Origin of the sequence: Providencia lanzhouensis (assembly GCF_050469745.1) — a bacterium.
Taxonomy (GTDB): Bacteria; Pseudomonadota; Gammaproteobacteria; order Enterobacterales; family Enterobacteriaceae; genus Providencia; species Providencia lanzhouensis.
Window position 1 is genome coordinate 3,322,696 of the sequence record NZ_CP174123.1, and the last position, 13,401, is coordinate 3,336,096.

The window sequence follows — 13,401 nt, forward strand, 5'->3', positions numbered from 1 at the left end:
GTGGCTCTCTTACTCCGAAATACAGGCGGTTTGTGTTATCGAATATCCATCAATAACACAAACCGAAAATGACTTAATTTACTGCTTATTAGCGCGATTTGCTGTCTACATTATTAACAGTCTACGTGACTTGCTATCGACGCTACTTGCTATCTACGCTACTTACTCTCAACGTTTTTAGCGGGCTTATGGGCTGGGATATTTTTACCGTATTTGTAAGCCCAGACAATCATCAATACACCGATAATAATCATCGGAATCGAGAGGATTTGCCCCATACTGATACCACCGAATAAACCTAATTGTGCATCTGGTTGTCTGAAGAATTCAACGATGATACGGAATGCACCATAACCGATAAGGAACAGGCCCGATACGCTCCCCATTGGGCGAGGTTTACGTACAAATAAATTCAATATCAAGAATAAAACGATACCTTCTAAAACCATTTCATACAGCTGGGATGGGTGTCTTGGCAATACACCGTATTGCTCAAGAATAGGCAACAGAGAGGGGTCTTGTGCCGCAAGTTGGATATCTTCACTTCTTGAATGAGGGAATAAAAATGCCCATGGTGTATCTAGGGTAACCCGTCCCCATAGCTCGCCATTAATAAAGTTACCGATACGCCCCATTCCAAGACCAAAAGGAATCAACGGTGCAACAAAATCAGAAACTTGTAAGAAACGGCGTTTCGTGCGATAGGCAAACCACATCATGGCACAGATAACCCCAATCAAGCCACCGTGGAAGGACATGCCGCCATCCCACACTTTGAACAGATACAGAGGGTCATCTAAGAAAACAGGCAAATTATAGAAGAAAACATAGCCAAGTCGTCCACCTACAAATACACCGACAAAACCAATGTACAACAAGTTCTCGACTTCATTTTTTGTCCAGCCACTGTTTGGCTTAGAAGCGCGACGTCCCGCTAACCATAGCGCAAAAACGAATCCGACAAGGTACATAAAACCATACCAGTGCAAAGAGACTGGGCCAATCGAGAACATTACAGGATCAATTTCCGGAAATGCTAAGTAACTGTTACTCATCGTTCCCCACTTTAAAATAATTGAGTCAAAAATTATGTCGCATAATAACACGAGGTTATTGCCAGCATATAATTACATATTAATAACATAGAAGATCAAACTAGATCCCGCCACGCACAAAACCACCAAGTCCATTTCTTTCCATAAACTCGCTAATCTTATGGCGAACATTTTCGCTGGTTTCTGCGCCGAGCAAATCAGGCACTAACTCAGCCATCAATTGAGGATCAAGCTGACGAATTAAATATTTCATGCGAGGAACACTGCGCCCACTCATACTCAAACTACGATAACCTAATGCAATCAGCACCATAGCACTTAATGGCTGTCCAGCCATTTCACCACATACACTAATCGGCAGGCCTATACGCTGACATTCCATATGTACCATGGATAGAAAACGCACCACCGCAGGGTGCAGGTTATCATAGAGCGCCGCCACATGAGTGTTATTACGGTCGACGGCGAGTAAATATTGTGTAAAGTCGTTGGTACCTATCGAAATAAAATCAACTCGCTGCTTTAACTCTGGCAGTAAAAACAGGAGTGAAGGTACTTCCAACATCACGCCAATTGGAGGTAAATCAATCGATTTTCCGAGTTGTTGGCTCACTTCATTTTTGGCGCGATTAATCAGCCCAATAGCCTCATCCACTTCATTAATGCTAGTGATCATCGGCAATAAAATACGTAAATTGCCCGTATCTTGGTTAGCTCTCAGCATAGAACGCAATTGGATTAAAAAGATTTCAGGCTGATCCAGCATGATTCGGATCCCACGCCACCCCAAGCAAGGATTTTCCTCGCTGATCGGCATGTAAGGCAGTTGTTTGTCTGCACCGATATCTAAGGTTCTTAATACCACCGGTTTCGTTGCAAAAAGTTGCAATACATCCCGATATAACTGCTTCTGTTCATCCTCAGATGGAAAGCCATTGTGCAGCATAAATGGCAGTTCGGTTCGATATAATCCAACACCATCCACCCCATCATGAATTTGCTGTTCATAGCGAGGGCTCAATCCGGCGTTGAGGCAAATATCCACATGCTCACCGTTTTTGAGTACTGCATCTTGAGAAAGTGTGCCTTCCGCTAATCGGCTAAGCACATTTTCTTCTTCAATAATTTGCTGGTATTCCTGAGCAATAAAATTTTCAGGCTCAATAAACACTTCGCCACGATAGCCATCCAAAATCAGATGGCGATTATGTAATAAGGAAGGCTCAATATCCGCCCCCATAATCGCGGGGATCCCCATCGCTCGGATCAAGATTGCAGAGTGGGAGTGCGTTGCACCATCGCGCACAATCACACCCGCTAATTGCTCAAGCGGTAATTCAGCAAGAACGCTCGCACTTAGCTCATCAGCCACCAAAATAAAACGGTCTGGCCATTGGCTAGTGGGTGTCAGTGAATCATCGAGATGAAATAATAAGCGCTGCCCTAAGGTGCGAAGGTCAGAGCCACGCTCTCTTAAATAGAGGTCACGTAAACGTGAGAACTGCAAAGCGTAATCTTCGATGACGGTTTTCACTGCCCATTCAGCCACCGCCCCTTGATTAATCGCTGTAAATAACCGCTTTTTCAGTTGGGGGTCATTAAGCAAGTGGTTATACAAGTCGAAAATAGCTGAGCTTTCTTTCGATGAGCTCGCCATAAACCGCTTACTAATACGACGAAATTCTGCCGCCGCACTTTCCAGCGCTATCACTAAGCGTTGACGCTCTTCATCAATATTCAATGTGGTCGCTTGATACACATTGTCTAAAGAAGGTTGAGAGGTATCTTGCCAACCATAAGCCATCGAAATTCCTTGAGAAACAGGGATAGCTTTGAGGCGATTTTGTCGATATTGCCCGAAAATACCTTTTGTTTGCGCTTGGGATAAAATCACCGCTAACTGCATTGATAGCGTGACCATAAAGGACTCTTCCGTCTCGCTGAATAACCGTTTTTCTCGCTGCTGAACCACCAGCACGCCCAGTAATTGACGTCGATAAACAACAGGCACACCTAGAAAGGCTTTGAGCTGTTCTTCTTTGAGTTGAGGGAGGTATTTAAATTGCGGGTGTTCGCGAATATCAGCGAGGTTCAACATTTCCGATTGTCGACCGACTGCGCCAACAACTCCTTCGTCGAATCCTAAACGAATAGCAATCCCGCTAGGCTTTTTCAGCCCGCGGGTTGCCATTAGGTAATAACATTGGCGAGGATGATCGGCTAAGTAAATCGAGCACACATCGGTGCGCATTGCTTTGCACGTCTCATTGACCAAAACTTCAAGAGCTTGAGTCAGACTGGTCGCCATCGCAACCTTTTCGACAATGTCACGTAAACGCGTCAACATAGGCTTACTTAACTCCGCGCCTACGATTATTAAAAACAGGTCGTTGTGGTAATTTCTGTTCCTGCAAAGGCATAACTACGGGAGCGAATTCCTTCATCACGCGGCGATAAACTTCGCGCTTAAAAGAGACCACTTGCCTAACAGGATACCAATAACTGACCCACCGCCAGCCGTCAAATTCTGGCGATTTACTGCGCTGCACGTTTATATCGGCGTCATTACATTGGAGTTGAAGTAAAAACCAACGTTGTTTCTGTCCAATACAAACAGGTTTTGTATCCCAACGCACCAAACGCTTAGGTAATTTGTAGCGTAACCAATTACGGGTAGATGCAAGTAACCTTACATCTTTACGCTGTAGTCCGACTTCCTCGTATAACTCACGATACATCGCTTGTTCTGGCGATTCCCCCGGGTTAATCCCACCTTGAGGAAATTGCCAAGAATGCTGACCATAACGGCGAGCCCATAAGACTTGACCTTGCCGATTACAAATTACAATTCCTACATTCGGGCGGTAGCCATCATCATCGATCACTAGACTACCTCAATAACCAAATTTGAAAGATGCCTAATTGTTTCACACATACCCAAACTGGTAAACCTATATCAATACAGTTTGCAGATATGTCTGAAGTAATTACAATAGTCTGCGTCTCAACGGGGTGCCAATTTGGGCTGAGAAATAACCCGTAGAACCTGATCCGGCTAATACCGGCGTAGGGATTTGAGCTACCGTCTACAAATTATTGTATCGGTCCCTCCTCAAATCCTGTGTTTTTTTATGATTTACGCAGGAATTACAATGACTAAAAATAAACTCTTTACCTCACTCATTGCCTTAACCACCTTAAGTTTTGCTGCATTCGCCTCTGCCGAGAAACCAACGTTGACGGTGTATACCTATGATTCCTTTGCTGCGGAATGGGGACCAGGCCCTCAAATCAAAAAGAATTTCGAAGCTCAATGTGAATGCGAGTTAAAACTGGTTTCTCTAGGGGATGGTGTTGCACTACTGAATCGCCTACGTATGGAAGGGGAAAAAAGCAAAGCCGACATTATCTTAGGGTTAGATAACAACTTACTCGACTCCGCAGAAAAAACCGGCTTATTTGCCCCTGCAGATATCAAAACGGATGCGCTTAAATTACCTATCGAATGGACGAGCAAAACATTCATTCCTTATGATTATGGCTATTTCGCCTTTATCTATGACACCAATAAAATCAAACAGCCGCCAAAAAGCATGGACGAACTGCTTGATAGCAAAAACAATTGGAAAATCATTTACCAAGATCCACGTACCAGCACCCCAGGATTAGGATTAATGCTGTGGATTGAGAAAATCTACGGCGATAAATCGGCTGATGCATGGAAGAAAATGGCAGCCAAAACACTGACCGTGACCAAAGGTTGGAGTGAGTCTTATGGCTTGTTCTTAAAAGGTGAAGGAGATTTTGTCCTGAGCTACACCTCCTCGCCGGGTTACCAAATTTTAAATGATAAGAAAGACAACTACGCGGCAGCACTATTCGATGAAGGGCATTATATGCAAGTCGAAGTGGCGGCAAGATTGAAACACAGCCCTCAACCTGAGCTGGCAAAACAGTTCTTACAATTTATGTTAACCCCTGAATTCCAAGGCACATTACCAACCACTAACTGGATGTATCCGGTTATCGATATGCCGTTGCCTGAAGTGTATAACGTGCTACCACTGCCTGCTAAATCCCTACAATTTAGCGCGGGAGAAGTGGCTAAAGAACGTCAAACGTGGACACGTTTATGGCAAACCGCCGTCAGTCGTTAATCAATTTAACCTTATTACCGGGGGCAATAGCCTCCGGTCTTTTAATCGTCGTTGCCCTGCTCGCTTTTGGGGCGCTGTGGTTTTTCGCACCTGAAATTTCCCTCAGCGAGATAATCGAAGATGATTATTTATGGCATGTCATCGGTTTTACGTTTTGGCAGGCATTGCTTTCCGCTATTTTTTCCATTATTCCCGCTATTTTTCTTGCAAGAGCCCTGTATCGCCGGCGATTTTGGGGAAGAATGCTCTTGCTCCGCTTGTGTGCAATGACCCTTGTTTTACCCGTTTTAGTCGCCGTTTTCGGTATTTTGTCGGTATATGGACAAACCGGATGGCTAGCAAAACTGTGCCTATGGCTTGGTGTTGACTATCAGTTTTCCCCTTATGGTCTGCGTGGCATTTTATTGGCGCATATCTTTTTCAATATGCCACTCGCAACCCGGATGTTGCTGCAATCCCTTGAAAATATTGCCATTGAGCAGCGTCAAAGCGCCGCTCAATTAGGGTTCAATGAGTGGCAACAATTTACCCTTTTAGAGTGGCCTTATTTACGCCGTCAGATGTTGCCAACAGGCGCGCTGATTTTTATGCTCTGTTTTGCCAGCTTTGCGACAGTACTGGCTCTGGGCGGTGGCCCTGCGGCGACCACTATCGAACTCGCGATTTACCAAGCACTGAGCTACGACTTTGATTTAGGGCGTGCCACACTGCTTGCGTTAATTCAGTTGGGATGTTGCGTAGGATTAATGCTTATTTGCCAACGTATTAACCATGCCTTTTCCGTTGGATTTAGCCACCAAACATCATGGTTTGATCCTGCCGATAACCTGTTTCGCCGTTTACGTGACTGGCTGGTGATTGCTGCAGCTATTTTGCTATTAATTCCGCCGTTATTAGCGGTGATTGTTGATGGGCTCAACGGTCAATTACTGGATGTTTTACAGCAATCTGCGTTATGGCAAGCCACATTGACCTCACTGTTTATTGCACTCTGTGCTGGAATTTTGTGCGTGATCCTCACGCTAATGCTGCTATGGAGTAGCCGTGAACTGCGTTTAAGAAATGCATTAAAACTCGGACAGGCCATTGAGCTAAGCGGGCTGATTATTCTGGCGATGCCGGGCATTGTGCTGGCGACAGGCTTTTTTATCTTTTTCAATGAAACCATTGGAATACCCGAAACACCTTATCCGTTGGTGATCATGACTAACGCCTTGCTCGCTATCCCTTACGCGCTAAAGGTACTGGATAACCCAATGCGAGATCTGGCTCAACGCTATAATCCGTTATGCCAATCACTCGAAATTACTGGTTTTAATCGATTTAAAATCATTGAATTACGAGCATTACGCAAACCTATCGCACAAGCATTGGCATTCGCTTGCGTGATTTCGATTGGAGATTTTGGCGTGGTCGCCTTGTTTGGTAATGAAGAGTTCCGTACCTTGCCTTACTATCTTTATCAACAGATTGGCGCGTATCGAACCAATGACGGCGCGGTTACCGCGATGTTATTGTTGTTACTCTGTTTCTGCCTGTTTAGCCTACTCGAACGCCTATCGGGGAAAACTCATGATTGAATTACAAAATCTAGATTATCAATACGATAACCTAAATATGCATTTTGATATTGCGGTAGCTTCGGGGGAACGAGTTGCCGTAATGGGTCCTAGTGGCGCAGGCAAAAGCACGCTGCTCAGCCTAATTAGTGGGTTTCAATTTCCTCGCAGTGGTACTATCACCTTAAATGGTGAAAATCATACATTTACACCCCCAGCTAAACGCCCTGTTTCCATGTTATTTCAAGAAAATAACCTGTTTGCTCACCTAACTGTGAGGCAAAATATTGGGCTAGGTTTACAACCGAGCTTACGTTTGAGTGCATCGCAAATGGCTGAAGTTGAACAAATGGCGCAGCAAGTCAGTTTAACTGAATGTTTAGACCGAATGCCTGCGCAATTGTCTGGAGGACAGCGTCAACGAGCTGCACTCGCCCGCTGTTTAATTCGCAATCAGCCGATTTTATTACTGGATGAGCCGTTTTCCGCCCTTGACCCTGCGCTGCGCAGTGAAATGCTGCAATTACTCAATGACGTTTGCGTTAATAAATCCATCACATTATTAATGGTATCCCATAGTATTGAAGACTCGCTACAAATCGCCCCTCGCAGCTTAGTGGTCGCCGATGGCGCAATTGTGTATGACGGCGATACCGAAACACTATTACAAGGCAAAACCGACGCTTCTGCATTATTGGGCATTTCTAATTAGCTCGACAAATAATACTGTATAAATTCCCACTACTCGCGTATATTAATTTGCAGATTATTTACGCGAGTTTTCTTTATGCCTCAGTCAAACACCCCCGCTGAAAAAGGCTTTATTCTTAGCCGCCATTGGCGAGATACCCGCTACGGTGTCGAGGTAAGCTATTGGTTACTCACGGATAATAAACCGCAAAAAATCATTGTTCCCTATCAACAAGCCGTGGGTTTTTTACCTGAATCCAAGTTTTCCCTAGTACGCCATTTAATTGAAGGGCAAGCGGATATCAGTTATCGCTCCGTGGAACTGCGAGATTTTAAACGCGAAAAAGTCTACGCCATCTATTGCCAGCAATATCGTCAATTACAAAACCTAGATAAAAACTGCCAAGCATTAGGTGTTGAACTGCTGGAAACCGATATTCGCCCTTGTGAGCGTTATTTAATGGAGCGCTTTATTACCGCTCCCGTGTGGTTTTCTCGCAATCATCAGGGGAAATATCAACTCAAACCTTGTGAAGGTTATCGCCCGACACTGCACGCCGTTTCTCTCGATATTGAAACTAGCCAACATGGGGAGCTTTATTCGATTGGGTTATCTGGCTGCGGTGACAATGTGGTGTTTATGTTGGGACCCGATCAAGGTCCTGCTCTGAATGACCAACATCGACTCGTGTATGCCACCAGCCGCCCTCAATTACTTGAAAAATTGAACGAATGGCTGCAACAGTACGATCCCGATGCCATCATCGGCTGGAATCTGATCCAGTTTGATTTGCAAGTTTTACAAAAGCATGCGGAGCGCTATGGCATCCCTCTGTTGCTCGGTCGGCAAGGGAAAAAACTCGAATGGCGAGAACACGGTTTTAAGCAAGGTGTCTTTTTTGCCTCTGCTGAAGGTCGCTTAATTATTGATGGTATTGATGCGTTAAAATCGGCGACATGGAGTTTTAGCTCATTCAGTTTGGAGTCCGTTGCCCAGCAGCTGCTTGGCGAAGGGAAAGCGATTGATACTCCTTATGATCGCATGGATGAAATTAACCGCCGCTTTGCTCACGATAAACCCGCCCTAGCCCATTACAATATTCAAGACTGTATTTTGGTGCATCGCATCTTTGAGAAAACCGATTTAATGGCGTTCTTGCAAGAGCGCTCGACGGTCACGGGGCTCGCCACCGATCGTATGGGAGGCTCAGTAGCCGCCTTTTCCCATTTATATATTCCTCGGCTACACCGCTTAGGGTTTGTTGCCCCAACGCTCTGTGAGCAAAAGTTTCAGCTCAATCCCGGTGGATTTGTCATGGATTCTCAGCCGGGTTTGTATGACTCCGTTTTGGTACTTGATTATAAAAGCCTTTATCCCTCAATTATTCGCACCTTTTTAATTGACCCAGCAGGCATGATTGAAGGGCTTGCACACCCAGAACCTGAACACTCTGTTGAAGGATTTCGCGATGCTTGGTTTTCCCGTACGACCCATTGCTTGCCAGATATTGTCAGCCATATTTGGCAAGGTCGTGATAAAGCTAAACAGCAAAAAAACGCCCCGCTTTCTCAAGCCCTCAAAATTATTATGAATGCTTTTGCGGGGGTTTTGGGTGCCGATGGATGCCGTTTTTTTGACCCACGATTAACCGCGTCAATTACCATGCGCGGTCATGAAATTATGCGAATTACCAAACAATTGATTGAATCCCAAGGATATCAGGTAATTTATGGGGACACCGATTCCACCTTTGTTTGGCTACGAGATCCCCATACTGATGAACAAGCTCAAAAAGTGGGCTATCAACTGCGTGACCATGTAAATAATTGGTGGAAACAGCATCTTAAAGAAGAGTGGCAACTTGATGGTGTGCTCGAGCTTGAGTATGAAACCCATTATCGGCGCTTTTTGATGCCAACAATTAGAGGCACAGACCAAGGCAGTAAAAAACGCTATGCGGGTTTAAGCCAAGATACAATGGTTTTTAAAGGCTTAGAAACCATTCGTTCAGACTGGACACCTCTCGCTCAAAACTTCCAAAAAGAGCTGTATACGCGCATTTTTTATCGCCAGCCTTATCGGGAATTTATTCGCGACTATATTCATGCCATTCGTTCAGGAGAATATGACGATCGCTTGATTTACCGCAAGCGCCTACGGCGTAAATTGTCAGATTATCAACGTAATGTGCCACCTCATGTACGAGCCGCACGCCAAGCCGATGAGTACAATTTGCAATTACAGCGCCCATTGCAATATCAAAATGGGGGGTGGATTAGTTATATCATCACTCAAGCGGGTCCTGAGCCATTAGAGACCGTAACCGCGAAACCTGACTATGAGCACTATATTCTTAAGCAAATCAAACCTATCGCCGATGGAATTCTGCCATTTCTGCAAGATGATTTTGACGCCATTTTGACAGGGCAAATTAATCTTTTGTTTTAAAGCCTAACGAACAGCGTGAATTGTACAATTCTTATTACAATTGCCGCATTTTTAACAGGTGACGATAAGCGAATGTTGAATTAATATAACGCCCCTTTGATATCTCGACCTGTTATACGCACAGCTTGGCGAGAAAATCGGCTATACTCATCATAATTCGAGCAACGCGACTCGAAAGAGAAAAGAGCTATAATTGCCAAACGGCAAAACGATTAAAAAATTTCGCATCACCCTTGGTATATAACCGTTATATCAACACTGGGCAAAGACACCGGTTAGTTGTCTTAAACATCTAAAAATAAACAATCAAAATTATGGAATTAAATTAAACCTATGCCATTTACTCTTGGTCAACGCTGGATCAGCGACACAGAAAGCGAACTTGGGTTAGGCGCCGTCGTGGCTATTGATGCCCGTATGGTGACGTTGCTTTTCCCTGCCACTGGGGAAAACCGACTGTACTCACGTAGTGATGCCCCAATTACCCGAGTGATGTTCAACGAAGGTGATACCATCACTAGTCACGAAGGTTGGCAGCTACAAGTTGAAAGTATTCAAGAAGATAAAGGGTTATTGACCTACACAGGAACGCGTTTAGACACCCAAGAAGCGGATGTCAGCCTGAGAGAAGTGTTCCTTGATAGCAAGCTAACGTTTAATAAGCCACAAGATAGACTGTTCGCCGGTCAAATCGATCGTATGGATCGTTTTGCTCTGCGTTTTCGCGCACGTAAATTTCAAAGCGAACAAGTTAAACACCAATCTACGGGCCTGCGTGGGATCCGCGCGAGTTTGATCCCGCATCAGTTGCATATTGCTAACGAAGTCGGTAAGCGCCACAATCCACGAGTTTTACTGGCGGATGAAGTGGGCTTAGGGAAAACCATCGAAGCGGGTATGATAATCCATCAACAATTGATGGCAGGTCGTGCTGAGCGTGTATTGATCATTGTCCCAGATAGCTTACAGCATCAATGGCTGGTGGAAATGCTACGCCGTTTTAACCTGCGTTTTTCCCTGTTTGATGATAGCCGCTACAGCGAAGCCCAACACGACAGCGATAACCCATTTGAAACTGAGCAATTAGTCCTGTGTTCTCTGGATTTTGTTCGTCGTAATAAACAGCGTTTTGACCAACTCGTCGAAGCGGGCTGGGATATGATGGTGGTCGATGAAGCTCACCATCTGCAATGGAGCGAAACTGCCCCAAGCCGTGAATATCAAGTGATTGAAACCTTAGCAGAACATGTTCCTTCTGTTTTACTGCTAACGGCAACACCGGAGCAATTAGGCCAAGAGAGCCACTTTGCGCGTTTGCGCCTCCTCGACCCTAACCGCTTCCATGACTATCAAGAGTTCTTAGCCGAGCAAGAAAATTATCGCCCTGTCGCCGATGCGGTTTCACTGCTACTTTCAGGCGATAAACTGACGAATGACCAGCAAAACCTGCTCAACGAGCTTATCAAAGAACAAGATATTGAGCCGTTATTAAAAGCCGCTAATCTTGAAGGCGATGACAGCCAAGTCGCTCGCCAAGAACTGATCCATATGCTGATGGACAGACACGGTACTAGCCGCCTGTTATTTAGAAACACCCGTAATGGTGTCAAAGGCTTTCCACGCCGTGAATTGCATTCTTTAAAAATGCCACTGCCAACTCAATACCAAACGGCAATCAAAGTCGCTGGCATTATGGGCACGAAAAAGGATGTGGAAACTCGCGCAAAAGAGATGCTGTATCCGGAACAAATCTACCAAGAATTTGAAGGTGAAAACGCTACTTGGTGGAACTTCGACCCGCGTGTTGAATGGCTGATGGGCTTCTTAACCGCAAATCGTCATGAAAAAGTACTGGTTATCTGTGCCAAAGCCGCTACAGCACTGCAACTTGAGCAAGTTCTGCGTGAGCGTGAAGGGATCCGTGCGGCGGTATTCCACGAAGGTTTATCCCTGTTAGAACGTGACCGTGCTGCTGCATACTTTGCTTCACAAGAAGAAGGCGCGCAGGTATTGCTGTGTTCTGAAATTGGTTCAGAAGGTCGTAACTTCCAATTTGCTAACCAACTAGTGATGTTTGACTTACCATTCAACCCTGACCTGCTTGAGCAACGTATTGGGCGTTTGGATCGTATTGGTCAAAGCCGCGATATCGTGATCAACGTGCCTTACTTGGAAAATACCGCACAAGCCGTATTAATTCGTTGGTACCATGAAGGTTTAGATGCTTTTGAGCATACTTGCCCTACTGGTCGTACTATTTACGATAAATATTACCAACAACTGCTGCAATTTATGGCAGAGCCAACCATCACTGGCGGGTTTGATGAATTTATTAAAACCTGCCGTGAAGAGCACGATGCACTCAAAGCACAGTTAGAGCAAGGTCGTGACCGTTTGCTGGAAATGCACTCAAATGGCGGTGAAGCCGGTAATAAATTAGCCGAAGAGATTGGTGAAGGCGATAACGAGACTGAGCTGGTTAACTTTGCACTGAACCTGTTTGATATCGTTGGGATCAACCAAGAAGATAAGAGCGATAACTTAATTATCCTCACGCCATCCGACCATATGTTAGTGCCTGATTTCCCAGGATTGCCGCAAGATGGCTGTACTATCACTTTTGACCGCGAACAAGCGCTTTCCCGCGAAGATACGCAGTTTATTAGCTGGGAACATCCGATTATTCGTAACGGTTTGGATTTAGTGTTATCCGGCGATACGGGTAGCTGCGCAGTTTCTGTGTTGAAAAACAAAGCGTTGCCAGTAGGCACCTTGCTGACCGAACTGATTTATGTTGTAGAAGCTCAGGCTCCGAAACAGCTGCAAATCAGCCGTTTCTTACCGGCGACCCCAGTTCGCTTATTGATTGATTTAAAAGGTAATAACCTATCTTCACAAGTGGAGTTTGAGAGTTTTAACCGCCAATTAAATGCCATCAACCGTCATATGGCGAGCAAGTTAGTCAATGCCGTACAAAACGAGGTGCATTCTGTATTACGCCTCTCTGAACCGATGGTCGAGAAAGAAGCAAAATCCATTATTGAGAATGCCAAAGAAGCCGCTGATAAAGCCCTGACTCTGGAACTGTCTCGCTTGGAAGCGCTGAAAGCGGTTAACCCAAATATCCGTGATGAAGAACTCGATATTATCGAGGAAGAGCGTCGCCAATTGATGACCAACATCGACCAAGCTTCATGGCGCCTCGACGCTATCCGCTTAGTGGTTGTCACGCATCAGTAGAGAATATAGCTCGACACTTCCCGAGATTATGCGAGTTACAGCGGTGCTGGCTGATAGCAGCCAGCACCGCTACAGCATGAAGAATGAAGGATAAAAAGTAGATATTTATAGTTTGGCTTTTGACTTTATATCTCTATTATTAGCCAAAATTATTCGCGTTGTAGCTAGGCGGCAAACGAAGATATCCCTGGGAGCATACACAAGTATGTGACTAGGGTAGCTAAGAGCAGCCAACACCGCTACAGCGTGAA

At 45.1% G+C, this 13,401-nt stretch carries 8 protein-coding genes and 1 riboswitch; of the genes, 5 read left to right on the forward strand and 3 right to left on the reverse strand.

Features of this window, described 5'->3' with window-relative positions:
• Window positions 1-158 precede the first annotated feature (158 nt).
• The 3 genes from lgt to rppH all read right to left on the reverse strand — a co-directional run bounded on the left by lgt (window position 159) and on the right by rppH (window position 3,940).
• Window positions 159-1,055 (reverse strand): prolipoprotein diacylglyceryl transferase, encoded by an 897-nt coding sequence (lgt, locus tag ACIH2S_RS15600; RefSeq protein WP_036956312.1) that lies wholly within the window; start codon window positions 1,053-1,055, stop codon window positions 159-161.
• A 100-nt stretch (window positions 1,056-1,155) separates the two neighbouring features.
• Window positions 1,156-3,402 (reverse strand): phosphoenolpyruvate--protein phosphotransferase, encoded by a 2,247-nt coding sequence (gene ptsP, locus ACIH2S_RS15605; protein WP_430247691.1) that lies wholly within the window; start codon window positions 3,400-3,402, stop codon window positions 1,156-1,158.
• A gap of 4 nt (window positions 3,403-3,406) precedes the next feature.
• A complete protein-coding gene (rppH, locus tag ACIH2S_RS15610; RefSeq protein WP_006659219.1) occupies window positions 3,407-3,940 on the reverse strand; it encodes an RNA pyrophosphohydrolase in 534 nt (177 codons plus the stop codon).
• A gap of 113 nt (window positions 3,941-4,053) precedes the next feature.
• Window positions 4,054-4,146: riboswitch (TPP riboswitch) on the forward strand.
• 61 nt (window positions 4,147-4,207) lie between these two features.
• Between rppH and thiB the strand changes: the two genes are divergently transcribed.
• From thiB to rapA, 5 genes are all read left to right on the forward strand, one after another.
• Window positions 4,208-5,212, forward strand: coding sequence for a thiamine ABC transporter substrate binding subunit (thiB, locus tag ACIH2S_RS15615; protein WP_272535110.1), 1,005 nt, complete (start codon window positions 4,208-4,210; stop codon window positions 5,210-5,212).
• Window positions 5,188-6,792: a thiamine/thiamine pyrophosphate ABC transporter permease ThiP gene (thiP, locus tag ACIH2S_RS15620; protein ID WP_108478482.1), complete on the forward strand. Its 1,605-nt coding sequence runs from the start codon at window positions 5,188-5,190 to the stop codon at window positions 6,790-6,792. Before thiB ends, thiP begins: the two co-directional genes overlap by 25 nt.
• A complete protein-coding gene (thiQ, locus tag ACIH2S_RS15625; RefSeq protein WP_108478481.1) occupies window positions 6,785-7,483 on the forward strand; it encodes a thiamine ABC transporter ATP-binding protein ThiQ in 699 nt (232 codons plus the stop codon). Before thiP ends, thiQ begins: the two co-directional genes overlap by 8 nt.
• Window positions 7,484-7,558: 75 nt before the next feature.
• A complete protein-coding gene (locus tag ACIH2S_RS15630; protein WP_430247693.1) occupies window positions 7,559-9,910 on the forward strand; it encodes a DNA polymerase II in 2,352 nt (783 codons plus the stop codon).
• Window positions 9,911-10,243: 333 nt separating this feature from the next.
• Window positions 10,244-13,150, forward strand: coding sequence for an RNA polymerase-associated protein RapA (gene rapA, locus ACIH2S_RS15635; RefSeq protein WP_430247694.1), 2,907 nt, complete (start codon window positions 10,244-10,246; stop codon window positions 13,148-13,150).
• The last annotated feature ends 251 nt before the right edge of the window (window positions 13,151-13,401 follow it).